Annotated in this window: 22 protein-coding genes; 13 read left to right on the top strand and 9 right to left on the bottom strand. The window is 61.6% G+C overall.

What is annotated here, in order from left to right; translation table 11 throughout:
- Positions 1–168: 168 nt before the first annotated feature.
- From AACY49_RS23700 to AACY49_RS23680, 5 genes are all read right to left on the bottom strand, one after another.
- A complete protein-coding gene (locus AACY49_RS23700) occupies positions 169–867 on the bottom strand; it encodes an OmpW/AlkL family protein (RefSeq protein WP_339526797.1) in 699 nt (232 codons plus the stop codon).
- Between the two features lie 228 nt (positions 868–1,095).
- On the bottom strand, positions 1,096–1,614 hold the full coding sequence (locus AACY49_RS23695; RefSeq protein WP_339526795.1) for a DUF3299 domain-containing protein: 519 nt from the start codon (positions 1,612–1,614) through the stop codon (positions 1,096–1,098).
- An 11-nt stretch (positions 1,615–1,625) separates the two neighbouring features.
- Positions 1,626–2,891, bottom strand: coding sequence for an ABC transporter permease (locus AACY49_RS23690; RefSeq protein ID WP_339526793.1), 1,266 nt, complete (start codon positions 2,889–2,891; stop codon positions 1,626–1,628).
- Between the two features lies 1 nt (position 2,892).
- A complete protein-coding gene (locus AACY49_RS23685; protein ID WP_320393171.1) occupies positions 2,893–3,603 on the bottom strand; it encodes an ABC transporter ATP-binding protein in 711 nt (236 codons plus the stop codon).
- Between the two features lie 166 nt (positions 3,604–3,769).
- Positions 3,770–4,363 carry a DUF2796 domain-containing protein gene (locus AACY49_RS23680; RefSeq protein ID WP_258698856.1) on the bottom strand — a complete coding sequence of 198 codons (594 nt, stop codon included), beginning with the start codon at positions 4,361–4,363 and terminating at the stop codon, positions 3,770–3,772.
- 135 nt (positions 4,364–4,498) lie between these two features.
- Here AACY49_RS23680 and AACY49_RS23675 point away from each other — a divergent pair, with 135 nt between their 5' ends.
- A complete protein-coding gene (locus tag AACY49_RS23675; protein ID WP_258698857.1) occupies positions 4,499–4,846 on the top strand; it encodes a hypothetical protein in 348 nt (115 codons plus the stop codon).
- A gap of 43 nt (positions 4,847–4,889) precedes the next feature.
- Here AACY49_RS23675 and trxA read toward each other — a convergent pair whose 3' ends face one another.
- From trxA to AACY49_RS23660, 3 genes are all read right to left on the bottom strand, one after another.
- Positions 4,890–5,762: a thioredoxin gene (gene trxA / locus AACY49_RS23670; RefSeq protein WP_052967072.1), complete on the bottom strand. Its 873-nt coding sequence runs from the start codon at positions 5,760–5,762 to the stop codon at positions 4,890–4,892.
- A gap of 177 nt (positions 5,763–5,939) precedes the next feature.
- Complete coding sequence (locus AACY49_RS23665) at positions 5,940–6,596, bottom strand: class I SAM-dependent methyltransferase (RefSeq protein ID WP_339526789.1); 657 nt, start codon at positions 6,594–6,596, stop codon at positions 5,940–5,942.
- Complete coding sequence (locus AACY49_RS23660; protein WP_320393174.1) at positions 6,593–7,057, bottom strand: YbaY family lipoprotein; 465 nt, start codon at positions 7,055–7,057, stop codon at positions 6,593–6,595. The genes AACY49_RS23665 and AACY49_RS23660 overlap by 4 nt, the downstream gene beginning before the upstream one ends.
- Before the next feature lie 117 nt (positions 7,058–7,174).
- Between AACY49_RS23660 and nrdR the strand changes: the two genes are divergently transcribed.
- The 12 genes from nrdR to AACY49_RS23600 all read left to right on the top strand — a co-directional run bounded on the left by nrdR (position 7,175) and on the right by AACY49_RS23600 (position 15,976).
- Entirely contained in the window at positions 7,175–7,639 is a 465-nt protein-coding gene (gene nrdR, locus AACY49_RS23655) for a transcriptional regulator NrdR (protein ID WP_007906838.1), read from the top strand.
- Entirely contained in the window at positions 7,636–8,769 is a 1,134-nt protein-coding gene (gene ribD / locus AACY49_RS23650) for a bifunctional diaminohydroxyphosphoribosylaminopyrimidine deaminase/5-amino-6-(5-phosphoribosylamino)uracil reductase RibD (RefSeq protein ID WP_320393175.1), read from the top strand. The genes nrdR and ribD overlap by 4 nt, the downstream gene beginning before the upstream one ends.
- 47 nt (positions 8,770–8,816) lie before the next feature.
- Positions 8,817–9,479 carry a riboflavin synthase gene (locus AACY49_RS23645; RefSeq protein WP_258698861.1) on the top strand — a complete coding sequence of 221 codons (663 nt, stop codon included), beginning with the start codon at positions 8,817–8,819 and terminating at the stop codon, positions 9,477–9,479.
- Positions 9,480–9,510: 31 nt separating this feature from the next.
- Positions 9,511–10,602, top strand: a complete 1,092-nt coding sequence (gene ribBA, locus AACY49_RS23640; protein ID WP_258698862.1) for a bifunctional 3,4-dihydroxy-2-butanone-4-phosphate synthase/GTP cyclohydrolase II — start codon at positions 9,511–9,513, stop codon at positions 10,600–10,602.
- Positions 10,603–10,692: 90 nt separating this feature from the next.
- Positions 10,693–11,169, top strand: coding sequence for a 6,7-dimethyl-8-ribityllumazine synthase (gene ribH, locus AACY49_RS23635; RefSeq protein WP_003228649.1), 477 nt, complete (start codon positions 10,693–10,695; stop codon positions 11,167–11,169).
- Positions 11,166–11,666: a transcription antitermination factor NusB gene (gene nusB / locus AACY49_RS23630; protein ID WP_214379096.1), complete on the top strand. Its 501-nt coding sequence runs from the start codon at positions 11,166–11,168 to the stop codon at positions 11,664–11,666. The genes ribH and nusB overlap by 4 nt, the downstream gene beginning before the upstream one ends.
- 18 nt (positions 11,667–11,684) lie before the next feature.
- Entirely contained in the window at positions 11,685–12,650 is a 966-nt protein-coding gene (thiL, locus tag AACY49_RS23625) for a thiamine-phosphate kinase (protein ID WP_339526780.1), read from the top strand.
- A complete protein-coding gene (locus AACY49_RS23620; protein ID WP_258698864.1) occupies positions 12,647–13,150 on the top strand; it encodes a phosphatidylglycerophosphatase A family protein in 504 nt (167 codons plus the stop codon). Before thiL ends, AACY49_RS23620 begins: the two co-directional genes overlap by 4 nt.
- A 22-nt stretch (positions 13,151–13,172) precedes the next feature.
- Positions 13,173–13,907, top strand: coding sequence for a substrate-binding periplasmic protein (locus AACY49_RS23615; RefSeq protein WP_339526777.1), 735 nt, complete (start codon positions 13,173–13,175; stop codon positions 13,905–13,907).
- 235 nt (positions 13,908–14,142) lie between these two features.
- Positions 14,143–14,760, top strand: a complete 618-nt coding sequence (ribA, locus tag AACY49_RS23610; RefSeq protein ID WP_007906827.1) for a GTP cyclohydrolase II — start codon at positions 14,143–14,145, stop codon at positions 14,758–14,760.
- Complete coding sequence (locus AACY49_RS23605; RefSeq protein WP_339526775.1) at positions 14,757–15,176, top strand: MFS transporter; 420 nt, start codon at positions 14,757–14,759, stop codon at positions 15,174–15,176. Before ribA ends, AACY49_RS23605 begins: the two co-directional genes overlap by 4 nt.
- Positions 15,176–15,976 (top strand): cobalamin-binding protein, encoded by an 801-nt coding sequence (locus AACY49_RS23600; RefSeq protein ID WP_339526773.1) that lies wholly within the window; start codon positions 15,176–15,178, stop codon positions 15,974–15,976. The genes AACY49_RS23605 and AACY49_RS23600 overlap by 1 nt, the downstream gene beginning before the upstream one ends.
- A gap of 174 nt (positions 15,977–16,150) precedes the next feature.
- On the opposite strand, the gene dxs is transcribed toward AACY49_RS23600, so the two are convergent.
- Positions 16,151–18,049 (bottom strand): 1-deoxy-D-xylulose-5-phosphate synthase, encoded by a 1,899-nt coding sequence (dxs, locus tag AACY49_RS23595; protein WP_258698868.1) that lies wholly within the window; start codon positions 18,047–18,049, stop codon positions 16,151–16,153.
- Positions 18,050–18,053: the final 4 nt, after the last annotated feature.

Below are 18,053 nucleotides of genomic sequence, written 5' to 3'. Positions count from 1 at the left end.
CACAGCCATGAAAAAGGCGCCTTTGAAGGTGCCTTTTTTGTGGCCGATGCAATAACCGTGGCGAGGGAGCTTGCTCCCGTTCGACTGCGCAGCAGTCGCCATTATTGGGTCTGCTTCGCAGCCCAGCGGGAGCAAGCTCCCTCGCCACAAAAGCCGGACAAATGTTGCTTAGAACTTGTAACCCAGACCGACCATGTAGATGAACGGGTCCACATCAACGTCGACCTTGGCTCGAGTGCCTGGTGCGACGGCGTTGTTTTCCACGGTCGCGGTGGTGTCGATGTCGATGTAGCGTACCTGAGCGTTGATCATTACGTTGTCGGTCAGCATGTAGTCGGCACCGACCTGCCAGGCCAGACCCCAGGAGTTATCCGCCTTGAAGTTGCTGAAGCCGTTGGCGGCGGCTTCGCTGCTAACGTGCTCATCGTAGATCCAGGTGTAGTTGATACCACCGCCGATGTACGGCTGGAACGCGGACTTGGAGTCCAGCGGGTAGTAGACCAGGCTCAGGGTCGGCGGCAGGTGTTTGAGGGTGCCGAGTTTGCCGTTGGCGGCGCCCAGGGAGGTGCCTTTGAGCTTCACGTCATGCTCGAACGGCGAGGCCGCCAGCAGTTCGATCCCCAGATTGTTGGTGATCATGTAGGCGAAGTTCAGACCCAATTGCGTGTCGCTGCTCATGGTGGCCTTGCCACCCAGATCGGCGCCCTTCAGCGGGCCCTGATCGACCTTGACGCTGGAGCTGTCGGCTTCCGGGTTGACGGTGATCGCACCGGCCCGAACGATGATGTCACCGGCGTCGTGGGCATGGGCGAGCGGGGCTGCAAGCGCGAGGGCAAACAGCGAAGCACTGAGCAGGGACTTGTGCATGGGGGCTCCAAAGGACGTTAAAAATGTTCGATGTCCAATGGTAGGGATCCAATTGATACAGTCTTTTGACTCAGCTCAATGAAACAGTGATGGCCCTGATTTTTGCGCAGCCTTCAAAGGCCCCTTCGCGAGCAAGCCCGCTCCCACACGGGATCTCCTGACATCGGAGATCGAATGTGCGGGCTTGCCCGCGAAAGCTATCGATCAAACAACACACAACTACCGGACTCACTCCGGCAGCTCATACACATAAATCTTGTCCGCCTCCATCTGATACCCGGCATCCGCCAACTCACTGGTGGACGCCTTGACCTGCAACGCACCCTCGATCCAGTACGGCTGATACAGCTCGTCCAGCTTCACGCCGACTTCGCTTTTGACATGCACGATCTGGTTCGACGGCGGAGGCGGTACGTGGATGCAGGCGCCGAAATACGGCACCAGCAGAAACTCCGTGGTGCGGCCTTCTTCACTGACTTCCAGCGGCACGATGTACCCCGGCAAGCGAATATTCTGGCCATCGAGGCTTTTCACCACCGGAGCGTTGGGCATGTCCTGCTTGGCGGCCAGAGCCGACTCCGCGGACAACGTGTCGCTCATCTTCGACAGGTCGTGCAGTGGCGTCATGTTCGGCACTTCTGGCGGGGCATCCGGCGGGATCATCTCCGACCAGGTCAGGTCTTTCGGCTCGGCCGCCCACAGCGGCAGAGCAACCAGCAGCAACAGCGCAAGCAGAGCGCGGGGCATGTTCAACGTCCTCACAGGCGGATCGACAGGCCATCGGCCAAGGATTGGCGATAAGCGCGCCAGGCCGGCACGCTGCCCATCAGCAGCGCGGCGATCAGGATGCCGCCGAGCAGCGTCCATTCATATTCACTCGGCCAGGCCAGCGGCAGGTACAAGCCGTAATTCGATTGCACGTAACCTTGCGCCACGGCGATGCCCACATACAGCAGCGCCACGCCGACAATCACCCCCGACAGCGCCAGGGCAAACGCTTCCAGCACCAGTAAAGTCGCAATATGCCATGGCCGCGCGCCCACTGAACGCAGAATCGCCATCTCCCGGCGCCGCTCGTTGAGGCTGGTGAGAATCGCTGTGAGCATGCCGATCAACCCGGTCAGCACCACGAACAGCGAGACGACGAACAAGGCTTTTTCCGCCGTGCTCATCAAACTCCACAACTCCTGCAACGCCACGCCCGGCAGGATCGCCAGCATCGGTTCGCCACGGAATTCGTTGATTTCACGTTGCAGCGCGAAGGTCGAAATCTTGTTGTTAAGGCCGAGCATGAACGCGGTAATCGCTTGCGGCGTCAGGTCCATGTTGCGCGCCTGATCGGCACTGATCCGGCCGTTACCACGCGCCGGCACGCCGTTGTGCCAGTCAATGTGGATGGCTTCCATGCCGCCGAGGCTGATGTGCAGCGTGCGGTCTACCGGGGTGCCGGTGCGTTTGAGAATGCCGACCACGGTGAACGGTTTGTCGTCATGCTTGACCAGGCTGATCGCCGCCACGCCATGGGCCAGCACCAGTTTGTCGCCGAGCTTGTAATGCAACGCATCGGCCACTTCGGCGCCGAGCACCACTTCGAACGGATCGCTGGCGAAGGCGCGGCCACCGGCCAGTTCCAGGTGCTGCTGATGGCCGTATTGGTAATGCTCGAAGTACGCCTCGGTGGTGCCCATCACGCGATAACCGCGATGGGAATCGCCGAGGGACATCGGGATCGCCCACTTCACTTTCGGGTTGTTGGCGAAATGCTCAAAGCTGTCCCAGCGGATATTGTTGGTGGCGTTGCCGATGCGGAATACCGAATACAGCAGCAGGTTCACTGAACCGGAACGTGCGCCGACGATCAGGTCGGTGCCGCTGATGGTGCTGGCGAAACTGGCCTTGGCCTCGGTGCGCACCCGCTCCACGGCCAGCAGCAGGCACACTGACAGGGCGATGGCGAACGCGGTGAGAATCGCGGTGAAGCGACGGTTAGCCAGGCTGGCCATGGCTAGACGAAACAAATACATCTCAGACCTCTACGGGCGTGGCGGCGCGATTGAGCTCGGCCAGCGACAGATTGCGATCGAACAGCGGCGCCAGGCTCTGGTCATGGCTGACGAACAACAGGCTCGAACCGGCTTCGCGGCATTCGGCGAACAGCAAGCGAATGAAGTTCTCGCGGGCGTCGTAGTCCAGCGCCGAGGTCGGTTCGTCGGCGATCACCAATTCTGGCTGACCGATCAACGCGCGCGCGGCGGCGACCCGTTGCTGCTGGCCGATGGACAGCGAATCGGCGCGGCGGCTGAGGATGTTTTCATCCTTCAGGCCCAAGTGGGCGAGCAGCGTGGCGGCGGCCTGATCGACGCTGCCGTGACGCTGTGTCGCCCGTTCGGCGCGTAGCCTGGAGAAGTGGCAGGGCAACTCGACGTTCTCGCGAACCGAGAGGAACGGCAGCAGGTTGAACTGCTGGAAGATGTAGCCGGTGTGATCGACCCGGAAGCGGTCGCGGGCACCGGCCGAGAGTTCGGTCAGCTCCTGGCCCAGCAGGCGAATGCTGCCGCGATCAGGCTTCTGCACACCGCCGAGCAGACCCAGCAGGGTGGTTTTGCCGCTGCCGCTGGGGCCTTTGAGGAACAGGGTTTCACCAGGCATAAGGCGAAACGCCGGGATGTCCAGCAGCGGCGGATGACCGGGCCAACTGAAGCCCAGGTCGGACAGTTCGATGAGTGCTTGGGTCATAGCGCCGATTTCATGGGTTTTGGGTACTTGTCTCAATGTCACATTCAACACCAACCCCCTGTGGGAGCGAGCCTGCTCGCGATGAGGCCATCACCTTCAACATAGATGTCGACTGTTCGGCCGCTATCGCGAGCAGGCTCGCTCCCACAGGGGATCTTCGGTGAATTCAGAATTTCAGGGCGGCAGCCTTGGCTGTTACTTCAACCCCTTGCTGCCCGCTCGGGCTGATCAGTTGTACCTGAATCTTCTGGGTGGCCGGGAATGTGTTGAATATGTTCGCCAAATCCAGGGTCTTCAGCGCGCCCGGGGCCGAGCAGCTGAATTGGTAGTGGGCATGGATCTCGCTGTGGTCATGGTGATGCTCGTGACCGTCCTTGGCGTCTTCCTTGTCATGGTCATCGGCATCCGGCGTGTCACCGAACAGCGGGCTTTCCAGTTCCTGAGTCGCGACCACGCAACCGGCGGCTTTTGGCAGGTTGAACAGCACCAGCGGTTTTTCCAGCTGCGCGCGGACGGCGGCGACCTTGGCCTTGTCGGCGTCGGTGGTGGCGGCGTGTTCGAAACCCACCAGGTTCATCGCCGGGCTTTCCAGTTCCAATTCCAGAGTCTGGCCATCCAGCGCCGCATTCAGGCGACCGACGCCATGTTCGTGGGCGCTGAGGCTGCCGTGCTCATCGTGATCATGATCATGCTCGACAGCCGCGTGGGCGACAGCCAGCGGCAACAGGGCAAACGGCAAAGCGAGCAGCAGACGGCGCATGACGGGTCTCCGAAAAGTAAAGTGAAGAGTTTGTTATGTAATCTTATAACGAAAGTGCCGAGAGTTTGACCGTCTGCTTGGCGTTGCGCAAGACCCATGGGAGCATGCAAGACATGTATGGGCAGGAGCAGACTTATGTTGCGAATACGCGGAAGCATCGGCGACTGGCCGGTGGATTTGACGCTGGAACTGGATGAGGGCGACTGGGCGCAGCTCGGTGCGCAGTTGCAGGCTGCCAAACCCGAGGCGAGTGCGACGCCCGCCAAACCGGTGAATCAGGACGATGCGCTTTGGCAGATCGCCAAAGAACTGCTGCGCAAGGCAGGGCAATTGAGCGGGCCGGATTTGCTGGAGCAGCTGGAAGGGCTGACCGGCAGCGCAGCGGCGGGCAAACGCTTGTTGGTGCGCTTGCGCCACTGCGCAGACGTCAAAGTGGTGAGCGGCGGGGATACGCCGCTCTACAGCTGGCACAAGCCGGCGTAAGAGTTGCCGCAGGCTCGGGCCGCGTTCGGACGATCTTTTGACCTTAATAGAGCGCGGCAAACAACTTGCGACGGTACGTGGTCACCAGCGGGTGATCGTTGCCCAGCAATTCGAACACTTGCAGCAAGGTCTTGTGTGGCAAGCCTTCGCTGTAGCTGCGGTTGCGGATGAACAGTTTCAGCAAGGCATCCAGCGCCGCGTCATATTGCTGACGGGCCAGTTGCTGGATCGCCAGTTGATAGACCGCCTCATCGTCCTGCGGATTTTTCGCCAGACGCGCTTTCAGGTCTGCCGCATCCGGTAAATCCCTGGCCTGACCGAGAAACTGGATCTGCGCCTTGGCACCGGCCAGCGCAGCTTTGTGTTCATCGGTCTTGACCGCGTCGAGCACGATTTGCGCTTCACCCAGTTCGCCGCGCTCGGTGAGGCAGCGGGCGTAGAGAATCAGTGCCTTGGCATTGGTGTTGTCTTCAGCCAGCAGTACTTTGAGCGTGGCTTCGGCGTCGGCGAAACGACCGTCATCGAACAGCGCCTGAGCCTGCTCGAACGGGTCGGCCGCAGCGGGCGGCGGCATTTGCACGTGGGGCTCGAGCATGGTGCGCACAGCCGATTCCGGTTGTGCACCGGCAAAACCGTCCACTGGCTGACCGTCCTTGAACAGCACCACGGTCGGCAGGCTGCGAATGCCGAAGCGCGCAACAATGTCCTGCTCGATGTCGCAGTTGACCTTGGCCAGCAGCAACTCGCCCTGATAGCTCTCGGCGATGGTTTGCAGCATCGGCATCAAGGCCTTGCACGGCGCACACCATTCGGCCCAGAAATCCACCAGTACCGGTTTGTGAAAAGAGTTCTCGATCACCGACTGGTCGAAATCGGCAGTTGTGGCGTCGAAGATGTACGGCGTTTCCTGACTCATGGGGTCTCTCGTAAAAGCGTGGATGAGGCCACTATAAGGCTTGGTGGGGGGCTGCTGAAAGTCGTAACGCTGATCGTTCCCACGCTCTGCGTGGGAATGCCTCAATGGACGCTCTGCGTCCGCTTTGGGACGCGGAGCGTCCCGGGCTGCATTCCTCCACGCAGAGCGTGGGAACGATCAAGCTCGGGTGGCATGGTAGAGGCTCACATGCCGAAACTCTTCGGGTTCGGCCAGGTCCGGCAAGGTCATCGCCTCCAGCATCTCGATGCGCCGATACAGCGGATGGCGAAAATCCCGCACCCGTGAATCCGCCACCAACGCTTCCCGGCCACGGCTGAGAAACTCGTCGAGCAACGGCAGATTCGCCCGGTCGTAGAGCACATCGGCCACCAGAATCAGATCAAACCGATCCGCTTCGGCGAAAAAGTCCGTCGAGTAGCTGAGCTGCACATCATTGAGTTCAGCATTCGCCCGACATGCAGCAATCGCCAGCGGGTCCAGGTCGCAGGCCACCACTTCCAGCGCCCCGGCTTTCACCGCCGCAATCGCGGCCACCCCGGAACCGGCGCCGAAATCCAGCACCCGTTTGCCCTCGACCCAGTGCGGGTGATCGGCGAGATAGCGCGCCACGGCCAGCCCACTGGCCCAGCAGAAACTCCAGTACGGCGGCTCGTGGAGAATCCGCCGGGTTTCTTCGGGGCTGAAGGCGCGGTCCATGTTGTCGCCGTCGATCAGCCAGAGTTTCAGCGCGGTGCCCGGTAACTCACAGGCTACAAGCTGTGCATCGCCGAGCAGTTCACTCAATGCCTGTTGCAGGTCGAGCGGTGCAATCATGGTGCTTTGACGAATTGCAGCTGACCCAATGCCTGGGTGGTTGGCTGTGTGATCATTTGCGCCGGCAGATGCAGAATCAACTGCCCGGACTGGCTGGCGCGCCCGCGCAGTTCAACGCGAGCGCCAACCGGGAAGGATTCAGGGTTGAAACGCAGACGAAACGGCAACACCTGATGGGTGCCGATCAGGTTGGCACTGGCGAGCAATTGTTGCGGGCGATCCTTGTCGTCGATCACCAGCAGCGCCAGTTCGACTTCGGCATCGGCCGGCACGCCCAACAGCGTGCCGCTGATTTCACGTTGGTAAGCCGGCAGCGGACCGAGCTCGGCAGACGCCTTGGCTTTCTTCTGCGCCTGTTGTGGCGCCGGGCCTGGAGTCGGTGGCTGGGGCTTGGGCGCATCACTGCCACAGGCCACCAACAGGCTGAAAAGACTGAGCAAAATGAGGGGGCGTAAAGACATTGGCGGCTCCAGCAAGTGAAATCCATATACAGCCAGTCTGTATACCGCAAACCCTATGGCTTGTCTTGCCACGGGGATGCGCTACCATGGCCCTCCCATTTTTTGTTGCCTGCCACCATGCACTGTCCCTTCTGCGGTGCCAACGACACCAAGGTCATCGACTCGCGTCTGGTCGCCGAGGGCGAACAGGTGCGCCGCCGGCGTGAATGCCTGGCCTGCGGCGAACGTTTCACGACGTTCGAAACCGCTGAACTGGTGTTGCCGCGCCTGATCAAAACCGACGGCAGTCGCCAGCCGTTCGATGAAGAAAAACTGCGCGCCGGCATGCAGCGGGCGCTGGAGAAGCGCCCGGTAAGTGTCGAGCGCCTCGAATCGTCGCTGGTGCACATCAAACACAAGCTGCGCGCCACCGGTGAGCGTGAGGTCAAATCCCTCGTGGTCGGCGAACTGGTGATGGCCGAGCTGAAGAAGCTTGATGAAGTCGCCTATATCCGCTTCGCTTCGGTGTATCGACGCTTCCAGGACCTCAACGAGTTCCGTGAAGAGATCGATCGCCTCGCCCGTGAGCCGGTGAAAGAATGACCACCTCCCCGGAACAAGCCATCCTCGACATCCATTACATGGCCCGCGCCCTGGAACTGGCGCGCAAAGGTCATTACACGACGCACCCCAACCCCCGGGTTGGCTGCGTGGTGGTGCGTGACGGGCAGATTGTCGGCGAAGGCTGGCATGTGCGCACCGGCGAGCCCCATGCCGAAGTCCACGCCTTGCGTGCCGCGGGCGACAAGGCGCGGGGCGCCACGGCTTACGTGACCCTCGAACCTTGCAGCCACCACGGCCGTACGCCGCCCTGTGCCGAAGCGCTGGTCAATGCCGGTGTGGCGCGCGTCGTCGCGGCGATGCAGGACCCGAACCCGGAAGTCGCCGGTCGCGGCCTGCAACGTCTGGCCCAGGCCGGTATCGCCACCGAAAGCGGCGTGCTGGAAAGCGAGGCGCGCAAGCTTAATGAAGGCTTCCTCAAGCGCATGGAACACGGCTTGCCATTCGTGCGGGTCAAATTGGCCATGAGCCTCGACGGTCGCACGGCGATGGAAAGCGGCGAGAGCCAGTGGATCACAGGTACAGCGGCGCGTTCGGCGGTACAACGCCTGCGCGCCCAGGCCAGCGTGGTGCTGACCGGCGCCGACACGGTGCTCGCGGACAATGCCCGCTTGACCGTGCGAGCCGATGAATTGGGCCTGGATCCCGAACAAACAGCCTTGGCCATGAGCCGTCCGCCGCTTCGCGTGCTGATCGACGGTCGTCTGCGGGTGCCGCTGGATGCGCCGTTCTTCAAGGCTGGCCCTGCGTTGGTCGCCACGTGTATGGCAATCGAAGAGCAATACGCCAACGGTCCTGAATGCCTGATCGTGGCCGGCGACGATGGCCAGGTTGACCTGCGCAAGCTGTTGGTCGAGCTCGCGGCCCGTGGCGTCAACGAAGTGCTGGTCGAGGCCGGCCCGCGTCTGGCCGGGGCGTTCGCTCAGCAAGGGCTGGTGGATGAGTTCCAGATCTTCATCGCCGGCAAGTTTCTCGGCTCCACGGCGCGACCGTTGCTGGACTGGCCGCTGGCGCAAATGAAAGAGGCGCCCGAGCTCAAAATTACCGAAATCCGCGCGGTTGGCGATGACTGGCGAGTCACTGCCATCCCTGTGCCATCGGCGAGCGTATAATTCCCGGCCATTGCTCTAGTGCTGGCCCTGTTCTCGAGGAGGACTCCATGTTTACCGGCATCATCGAATCCATCGGCAGTATTCGTGCATTGACCCCAAAAGGCGGAGATGTGCGGGTTTACGTAGAAACCGGCAAGCTTGACCTGAGCGACGTCAAACTGGGCGACAGCATTGCCGTCAACGGCGTGTGCCTGACGGCGGTTGAACTGCCGGGCAATGGTTTTGCGGCGGACGTCAGTCGCGAAACCCTCGACTGCACCGCCATGAATGACCTTAAAAGCGGCAGCCCGGTCAACCTGGAAAAAGCCCTGACCCCGACCACCCGCCTGGGCGGGCATCTGGTCAGCGGTCACGTCGACGGTGTTGGCGAAGTGGTCTCGCGTACCGACAATGCCCGCGCCGTGGAATTTCGCATCCGCGCGCCGAAAGACCTGGCCAAGTACATCGCCCACAAGGGCTCGATCACCGTCGACGGCACCAGCCTGACGGTGAACGCAGTCGATGGCGCCGAATTCCTGCTGACGATCATTCCGCACACCCTGAGCGAAACCATCATGGCGTCTTACAAGCCAGGTCGCCGGGTGAACCTGGAAGTCGACTTGCTGGCCCGTTATCTGGAGCGCCTGCTGTTGGGCGACAAGGCCGCGGAGCCTTCTGCCGGTAACATCACCGAAAGCTTTCTGGCCCAAAACGGCTATCTCAAATCCTGAAGCTCAAATTTCGAAAGAAGGGGGGTGCCTTGTGGCGCTCAATAGCATCGAAGAACTGGTTGAAGACATCCGCCAAGGCAAGATGGTCATCCTCATGGATGACGAAGACCGCGAGAACGAAGGCGACCTGATCATGGCCGCCGAATGCTGCAAGGCTGAACACATCAACTTCATGGCCAAGCATGCCCGTGGCCTGATCTGCATGCCGATGAGTCGCGAGCGCTGCGAACTGCTCAAGCTGCCGTTGATGGCACCACGCAACGGTTCCGGCTTCGGCACCAAGTTCACCGTGTCCATCGAAGCCGCCGAAGGCGTCACCACCGGTATCTCCGCGGCTGACCGTGCGCGCACCGTGCAAGCCGCTGCCGCCAAAGACGCCAAGGCTGAAGACATCGTCAGCCCTGGCCACATCTTTCCGCTGATGGCCCAGGCCGGCGGTACCCTGGCCCGCGCCGGCCACACCGAAGCCGCCTGCGACCTGGCGCGCATGGCCGGCTTCGAGCCGAGCGGCGTGATCTGCGAAGTGATGAACGACGACGGCACCATGTCCCGTCGCGCCGAACTCGAAGCGTTTGCCGCCGAGCACAACATCAAGATCGGCACCATCGCCGACCTGATTCACTACCGGATGATCCACGAACGTACCGTTCAGCGGATTGCCGAGCAGCCGCTGGACAGCGAACTGGGCCAGTTCAACCTGGTGACCTATCGTGATTCGGTGGAAGGCGACGTGCACATGGCCCTGACCCTGGGCACCGTGTGCGCCGAAGAGCCGACCCTGGTCCGGGTGCACAACATGGACCCGCTGCGTGACCTGTTGATGGTCAAGCAACCGGGCCGCTGGAGCCTGCGCGCCGCCATGGCCGCGGTCGCCGAGGCTGGCAGCGGTGTGGTGCTGTTGCTGGGGCACCCGCTCGATGGCGACGTGTTGCTGGCACACATCCGCGAAACCGCCGACCACAATGCGGTGAAAAAACCGACCACCTACAGCATCGTCGGCGCCGGTTCGCAGATCCTTCGGGACCTGGGCGTGCGTAAAATGCGCCTGATGAGTGCACCGATGAAATTTAATGCGATATCCGGTTTCGATCTGGAAGTTGTAGAATACGTGCCCTCCGAATAAGACCTGGGTGTTGCGGTCCTGTATTCGCGGTTCAAATATCACTGAGGGGCGCGTAGAAAACGCGTCCCGGCTCTTTAAGAGATCTAACGAATGACCCTGAAGACCATCGAAGGTACCTTCATCGCCCCTAAAGGCCGCTACGCTTTGGTAGTGGGCCGTTTCAACAGCTTCGTCGTTGAAAGCCTGGTCAGCGGTGCAGTTGATGCCCTGGTTCGCCATGGCGTGAGCGAAAGCGACATCACCATCATCCGTGCGCCTGGCGCCTTCGAAATCCCGCTGGTTGCGCAGAAAGTCGCTCAGAAGGGCGAGTTCGCGGCAATCATCGCCCTGGGCGCGGTCATTCGTGGCGGTACTCCGCACTTCGAATACGTGGCTGGCGAATGCACCAAGGGCCTGGCCCAGGTGTCCATGGAGTTCGGCGTACCGGTCGCTTTCGGCGTGCTGACCGTTGATTCCATCGAACAAGCCATCGAACGTTCCGGCACCAAGGCCGGCAACAAAGGTGCTGAAGCTGCCCTGTCCGCCCTGGAAATGGTCAGCCTGCTGGCGCAGTTGGAGGCCAAGTGATTAGCGACGATAGCGATCGTTTCAACCCGCGCGATCCAAAGCCTGCGGATGCCGGCAAGCCATCGAAAAGCGTCAAGCGTCGCGAAGCCCGTCAGCTCGCGACTCAGGCACTGTACCAATGGCACATGGCCAAGCAATCGCTGAACGAGATCGAAGCGCAGTTCCGGGTCGATAACGATTTCAGTGATGTCGACGGCGCCTACTTTCGTGAAATCCTGCATGGGGTTCCAGCGCAGAAGGACAAGATCGACGCGGCTCTCAAGCCTTGCCTGGATCTGACCATCGAAGAGCTGGACCCTGTTGAGCTGGCGGTATTGCGCCTGTCCACCTGGGAACTGCTTGAGCGCGTCGACGTGCCGTACCGCGTTGTAATCAACGAAGGTATCGAACTGGCCAAGGTCTTCGGTTCCACCGACGGCCACAAGTTCGTCAACGGTGTGCTCGACAAGCTGGCCCCGCGTCTGCGTGAAGCTGAAGTGAAGGCATTCAAGCGCTGATCGGCGCTTGAATTTGCGATGGGTGAGTTTGAGCTGATCCGCAATTTCTTCGCCGCCGCGCCCTGTGCGCGGGGCGGCGAAGGCGTTGCCCTCGGGATCGGTGACGACTGCGCCTTGCTGGCTGTTCCCCCCGGGGAGCAGTTGGCGATTTCCACCGATACGCTGGTGGCCGGTGTGCATTTCGCCGACCCTTGCGACCCGTTTCTGCTCGGTCAGCGCTCGCTGGCTGTGGCTGTCAGTGATCTGGCCGCCATGGGCGCCGCTCCCATTGCCTTTACCCTTGCCCTGACCTTGCCGACGGTGACCACCGATTGGCTGGAAGCCTTCGCCCGTGGTTTGAACCTCATGGCGCAAAATTGCGGTGTGGCGCTGGTGGGTGGCGATACCACTCGCGGGCCGTTGAGCCTGACCATGACCGTGTTCGGTCGGGTGCCGGTCGGTCTGGCGTTGACCCGCAGCGGAGCACAGCCGGGCGATTTGCTCTGCGTGGGTGGTGAGTTGGGTAACGGTGCGGGCGCATTGCCGCTGGTGCTCGGCCAGCGAATGGCTGACGCGGCCATCGCTGAGCCGTTGCGTGCCCATTACTGGTCGCCGCAACCGCAGCTTGGTCTGGGCATGGCGTTGCGCGGCAGAGCCACTGCGGCGCTGGATATCTCCGACGGCCTGCTCGCCGACTGCGGGCATATTGCCTTGGCGTCGAAAGTCGGGGTTCAGGTAGAGCGCAACAAGCTGCCGTTGTCTAAGGCGCTGCTGGCCTTCCTCGGTCAGTCCGACGCTGAGCAAGCCGCCCTGAGCGGCGGTGACGATTACGTGCTGGCCTTCACCTTGCCGCCCGCCGAGTTGCCATTGTTGCTGGCGGACGGCTGGCCGATCCATGTGCTTGGGCAGGTCATAGCAGGGCAGGGCGTGACACTGCTGGACGCCGACGGACACGACATCACCCCGCCAATCCGGGGTTATCAACATTTTCGGGAGACACCGTGACAGATCATCCCAAACAGGTCCCGGCAGAGTTCGTGCCGCCATCGGTGTGGCGCAATCCGTGGCATTTCCTGGCGTTCGGCTTCGGCTCGGGCACCCTGCCAAAAGCGCCGGGCACCTGGGGTTCGTTAGTGGCGTTACCCTTTATTCCGTTGTGGCAGATGCTGCCCGACTGGGGCTACTGGCTGATGCTCGGCCTCACCATGCTGTTCGGCTTCTGGCTGTGCGGCAAGGTCGCCGACGATTTGCGTGTGCACGACCATGAAGGCATCGTCTGGGACGAAATGGTCGGAATGTGGATCACCCTGTGGCTGGTGCCGGAAGGTTGGTATTGGTTGCTGGCGGGGTTCCTGATGTTCCGCTTCTTCGACATCCTCAAGCCGTGGCCGATTCGCTGGATCGACCGGCATGTGCACGGTGGCGTCGGGATCATGCTCGACGACGTACTGGCTGGTGTGTTTGCCTGGTTGGCGATGCAAGGGCTGGTGTGGCTTTTCGCCTGAAGGCTGCAGACGAGGACGAAAAATGGCTCGCTGGTTGATGGTAATGGTTTTCGCGACGTTTTGGTCGCTCGCCCGGGCGAGTGAAGCACCGACGCCGCCGTCCGTGATTCACCTTGCCAGCGAAGCCTGGGAAGACTTCACCGCCGCCGATGGTCGTGGTTTGGGCTGGGACCTGTTGCGCGAGGTGTTCGAGCCGGCGGGCGTCAAACTGGATATTCGAATCGAACCGTATACGCGCGCCACGGGCCTGGCACAGCGTGGCGAAGTGGACGCCTGTGTCGGTGCCTATCGGGATGAAGTCAGCGACGTGCTCTATCCGCGCTGGAGTTTCGATACCGATCCCATCTATGCACTGGGCCTGGCCAGCAATCCGACACCGACCGCGGAAAACCTGGGCAATTATCGATTGGTCTGGGTGCGCGGCTACAAGTATCAGGCTTACCTGCCCAACGTGCGGCGCTATAACGAAGTTGTGCGGCGTAGCGGGATTCTGTCGATGCTGATTCAAAACCGCGTCGACTACTACATCGACGCGCTAGACGAGGTTGACTCCATCGTCAGCCGAGCCAAGGACCCGTCGCAGTTTCAACGCACGCACATCGCGGATTTGCCACTGTACCTGTGCTTCGCCGATACACTCCGGGCACGCCATCTGATGGCGTTGTTCGATCAGCGCATGGAACTGCTGGTAAAAAGCGGCCAGCTGAAACCGATCTTCGCAAAGTGGAAACAGCCGTACCCGTTTGGCGCAGACTGAATACGATCAATGTGGGAGTGGGCTTGCTCGCGAAGGCGGACGCACATTCAACATATGAGTAGCCTGATACACCGTTTTCGCGAGCAAGCCCGCTCCCACAGGGCCATTGGCTTGGCCGCTTGATCAAACTTTTTGATCGTTATGGCCGATAATTCAGCCTAAGCGTCTGTAGGAACGTGCTGTTACAATGCCGCTTCTGCGAATCTTCAGTACTTAATAGATCAGGAGCACACCGGTGCCTGTCGTTTTTGTCGCCGCTTCCAAGCTGCCAACGCCTTTTGCGCAATTCACCATGCACGGCTTTCTCGATGAAGAAAACGGGCGCGAGCACGTGGTGCTGAGCCTGGGTGAGTTCGCCGACGGTGCTCCGGTACTCGGCCGGTTGCACTCCGAATGCCTGACCGGCGATGCCTTGTTCAGCCAGCGTTGCGACTGCGGCTCGCAGCTTGAGGCGGCGTTGCAGGCGATCGCCCGCGAAGGCCGTGGCGTGTTGCTCTACTTGCGTCAGGAAGGTCGCGGCATTGGCCTGCTGAACAAGATCCGCGCCTATGAATTGCAGGACGGCGGTGCCGATACGGTTGAAGCCAACGAACGTCTGGGCTTTGCCGCCGACCAGCGCGACTACGCCATGTGCCTGCCGATGCTGGAGCATCTGGGCGTGAAGTCCCTGCGTCTGATGACCAACAACCCACGCAAGGTCAAAGCCTTGACCGACATGGGCATTGTGGTCGCCGAGCGCGTGCCGTTGCACACCGGGCACAACCCGCACAACAAACTTTACCTGGCCACCAAGGCCAGCAAGCTTGATCACATGATGGGCAACGAGCATCAGGGCGAGGTTGACCGGGCGTGACCCGCGCTCAGGTACGGCGGCGACTGTCCGTCAGCTGGTGGCAATACCTGGCGCAGGCCTTGCTGCCGCTGTTCGTGATCAACGGCGTATTCGGCCAGAGCGAGGCGGTTCTGCCGGTGCTGGCCATGCCGTTATTCATTGCCGGTGTGGCGTCGATGTTTGTCAGCCTGAAGTTCTTTGGCGGCTACAAGCACGCGCTGATCGCCACCCAGAAAGCCCTCGACACCCCTGAAGAGCCCGCCGCCTGGATCGCCCTGGCTGCAAAGCGCCGCACCGCGTTGCTGGTCGCCGGTCTGCCTGCCTGGATCGGTGCGCTGGCGGTATTCGTTGGCCTTGAAGCCGTGCCGCTGGTGCTGCTCGCGCTGTCGACCACGGTGCTGTTCTACCTCTACCGTATCCCGCGTCAACTCGGCTGATGCGCAAAGTCTGGCTGGCGGTGTTGCTGCTGGCCGTCAGTGGGGCGGCGGTTGCTGTCGAACGGGTTGTCACTCTGGCTCCGTCGCTTTCTGAAATCGTCGTGGAGCTGAACTCGGCTGACCTGCTGGTTGGTGTGCTGGATGCCGGTGAGCGTCCTGCCGAGCTCAAAGACATTCCTTCGGTGGGCCGCTATGGCCAGTTGGACATCGAACGATTGCTCAGCCTCAAGCCCGATTTACTGCTGCTCTGGCCGGGCGGTGTGGGGCCGGCTCAGCGTGAACAGCTCAAACGGCTGAACATTCCCACCTATGCCGTTGAACCTCACAACCTCGAACAACTTACCGTGCAGATCGAGGCAATTGCCGCGCAACTCGGCCGGCCGGAGCGAGGCGTTTCATTGGCTGAAAGTCTGCGTCAACGACTCGATTCCCTGCGCCAGCGCTATCGGAGGAATGAACCGTTACGGGTGTTTTATCAAGTCTGGGATCGGCCGCTGTACACCGTTGGCGGCAGCCAGATCATCAGCGATGCGCTTGAAGTGTGTGGCGCGCGCAATGTGTTCGCCGACCTGCCACAGCCTGCGCCGCAGGTCAGTGTGGAGGCCGTGTTGCAGCGCAATCCCGAAGTGATTCTGGCCGGTGATCAGGCGCAGCTCGATGCGTGGAAGGCCTGGCCCCAGGTGACGGCGGTGGCGCGGGGGCAATTGCTGTTGGTGATCGATAAAGGCCTGGAGCGGCCGAGTGGGCAGATGATCGAAGCGACCGCCAAGTTATGCCACGCCATCGCACCGGACCGTTGAGACCGAGGTGCCTGCTTCGCGAGCAAGCCCACTCCCACATTGACCGGGTGGGACGCGGTCAACTGTAGGCGCTGCCGAAGGCTGCGATCTTTTGATTTTGTTTTTCAGATTTGGAGCCGCCGAAGGTCAGGATCAAAAGATCGCAGCCTTCGGCAACTCCTACGGGGAGCGGGATCAGATGTTCAGCAGTTGCAGGCGCTGACGCACCGCTTCTTCGATCCCGGCTTCGTCCAGCCCGCATTCGGCCAGCATTTGCGCAGGCTTGGCGTGCTCCACATAGGCGTCTGGCAGGCCCAGGTGCAGCATCGACTTGAGGATGTTTTCGCGGGCGAGGAACTCGCTGACCGCGCCACCGGCGCCGCCCATGATCGCATTCTCTTCGATGGTCACCAGCAACTCGTGGCTGCCGGCGATTTCGCGAACCAGTGCTTCGTCGAGCGGTTTGACGAAACGCATGTCGACCACCGTCGCATCCAGCTTCTCGGCGACTTTCAGCGCCTCGGCCAGTTGCACGCCGAACACCAGCAGGGCGACTTTGCTGCCCTGGCGACGAATCACACCCTTGCCGATTTCAATCGGTTCGAGGTCTTTCTCTATCGGCGCATTCGGGCCGGTGCCTCGCGGGTAGCGCACGGCCGCCGGGCCGTTGTACAGGTGGCCGGTGCTGAGCATTTTGCGCAGTTCGTTCTCGTCGCTCGGGGTCATTACCAGCATGCCGGGGATGCAACGCAGGAACGACAAATCGAAGCTGCCCGCGTGCGTCGGGCCGTCTTCGCCCACCAGGCCTGCGCGGTCGATGGCGAACAGTACGTCGAGGTTTTGCACCGCGACGTCATGGATGAGTTGGTCGTAACCGCGCTGCAGGAAGGTCGAATAGATCGCCACCACCGGTTTCGCACCTTCGCAGGCCATGCCGGCAGCGAGGGTCACGGCGTGTTGCTCGGCGATCGCTACGTCGAAATAGCGCAGTGGGAAACGCTCGCTGAAGGCCACCAGATCGGAGCCTTCCTTCATGGCCGGGGTGATTCCGACCAGGCGCGGGTCGACAGCGGCCATGTCGCACAGCCACTCACCGAATACTCCGGAATACTTCGGCCCGCCGGCTTTCTTCGGCGCGGCGGCCGGAGCGTCCAGCGGTTCGAGTTTGGTGATGGCGTGGTAACCGATCGGGTCGACTTCCGCCGGGGCGAAGCCTTTGCCTTTTTTGGTGACCACATGCAGGAACTGCGGGCCTTTCAGATCGCGCATGTTGCGCAGGGTGGCGATCAGGGTCGGCAGGTCATGGCCGTCGATCGGGCCGATGTAGTTCCAGCCCAGCTCTTCGAACAGGGTGCCGGGGACCAGCATGCCTTTGGCGTACTCTTCGGTGCGTCGGGCGATTTCCCAGGCGCCGGGCAGGCGCGACAGGACCTTTTTGCTGCCTTCGCGCATGCTGGCGTAAGTGCGGCTGGAAAGGATCTTCGCCAGATAGTTCGACAGCCCGCCGACGTTGCGCGAGATCGACATATCGTTGTCGTTGAGGATCACCAGCATGTTGGCGTCCACTTCCGGCGCGTGGTTCAGCGCCTCGAAAGCCATGCCGGCGGTCAGTGCGCCGTCGCCGATCACCGCGATCGCCTTGCGATCACTGTGTTGCAGGCGGGCAGCAATCGCCATGCCCAGCGCTGCGCTGATCGACGTGCTGGAATGGCCGACGCCAAAGGTGTCGTACTCGCTCTCGGAACGACGCGGGAAGGCGGCAATGCCGTCCTTCTGGCGCAGGGTGCTCATGCGCTCGCGACGGCCGGTGAGGATCTTGTGCGGGTAGGCCTGATGACCCACGTCCCACACCAGCCGGTCGTCCGGGGTGTCGAAGACGTAATGCAACGCGATGGTCAGCTCGATCACGCCCAGGCCGGCACCGAAATGCCCGCCGGTCTGACCGACCGTGTAGAGCAATTCCAGGCGCAACTCATCGGCCAGGGTTTCCAGCTCTGCTTCGCCTAACCGGCGCAGGCCGTCCGGCGTGTTGGCACGGTCGAGCAGGGGCGTGGTCGGGCGCTTGCGGGGAATCTCATGAAACGTCGTGGGCATCAGG

The organism is Pseudomonas sp. EL_65y_Pfl2_R96, assembly GCF_963970905.1.
In the GTDB taxonomy this organism is placed as follows: Bacteria; Pseudomonadota; Gammaproteobacteria; order Pseudomonadales; family Pseudomonadaceae; genus Aquipseudomonas.
This window is presented reverse-complemented; position numbering and strand designations above follow the sequence as displayed.

What these genes read in the sequence shown, in the direction of transcription:
- trxA (WP_052967072.1), bottom strand. Translation starts at nt 5,762, where the DNA reads ATGAGTCAGGAAACGCCGTACATCTTCGACGCCACAACTGCCGATTTC.
- AACY49_RS23615 (WP_339526777.1), top strand. Translation starts at nt 13,173, where the DNA reads ATGGCTCGCTGGTTGATGGTAATGGTTTTCGCGACGTTTTGGTCGCTC.
- AACY49_RS23675 (WP_258698857.1), top strand. Translation starts at nt 4,499, where the DNA reads ATGTTGCGAATACGCGGAAGCATCGGCGACTGGCCGGTGGATTTGACG.
- AACY49_RS23665 (WP_339526789.1), bottom strand. Translation starts at nt 6,596, where the DNA reads ATGATTGCACCGCTCGACCTGCAACAGGCATTGAGTGAACTGCTCGGC.
- nrdR (WP_007906838.1), top strand. Translation starts at nt 7,175, where the DNA reads ATGCACTGTCCCTTCTGCGGTGCCAACGACACCAAGGTCATCGACTCG.
- dxs (WP_258698868.1), bottom strand. Translation starts at nt 18,049, where the DNA reads ATGCCCACGACGTTTCATGAGATTCCCCGCAAGCGCCCGACCACGCCC.
- AACY49_RS23645 (WP_258698861.1), top strand. Translation starts at nt 8,817, where the DNA reads ATGTTTACCGGCATCATCGAATCCATCGGCAGTATTCGTGCATTGACC.
- AACY49_RS23600 (WP_339526773.1), top strand. Translation starts at nt 15,176, where the DNA reads ATGCGCAAAGTCTGGCTGGCGGTGTTGCTGCTGGCCGTCAGTGGGGCG.
- AACY49_RS23660 (WP_320393174.1), bottom strand. Translation starts at nt 7,057, where the DNA reads ATGTCTTTACGCCCCCTCATTTTGCTCAGTCTTTTCAGCCTGTTGGTG.
- thiL (WP_339526780.1), top strand. Translation starts at nt 11,685, where the DNA reads ATGGGTGAGTTTGAGCTGATCCGCAATTTCTTCGCCGCCGCGCCCTGT.
- AACY49_RS23680 (WP_258698856.1), bottom strand. Translation starts at nt 4,363, where the DNA reads ATGCGCCGTCTGCTGCTCGCTTTGCCGTTTGCCCTGTTGCCGCTGGCT.
- AACY49_RS23690 (WP_339526793.1), bottom strand. Translation starts at nt 2,891, where the DNA reads ATGTATTTGTTTCGTCTAGCCATGGCCAGCCTGGCTAACCGTCGCTTC.
- AACY49_RS23695 (WP_339526795.1), bottom strand. Translation starts at nt 1,614, where the DNA reads ATGCCCCGCGCTCTGCTTGCGCTGTTGCTGCTGGTTGCTCTGCCGCTG.
- AACY49_RS23700 (WP_339526797.1), bottom strand. Translation starts at nt 867, where the DNA reads ATGCACAAGTCCCTGCTCAGTGCTTCGCTGTTTGCCCTCGCGCTTGCA.
- AACY49_RS23685 (WP_320393171.1), bottom strand. Translation starts at nt 3,603, where the DNA reads ATGACCCAAGCACTCATCGAACTGTCCGACCTGGGCTTCAGTTGGCCC.
- ribD (WP_320393175.1), top strand. Translation starts at nt 7,636, where the DNA reads ATGACCACCTCCCCGGAACAAGCCATCCTCGACATCCATTACATGGCC.
- ribH (WP_003228649.1), top strand. Translation starts at nt 10,693, where the DNA reads ATGACCCTGAAGACCATCGAAGGTACCTTCATCGCCCCTAAAGGCCGC.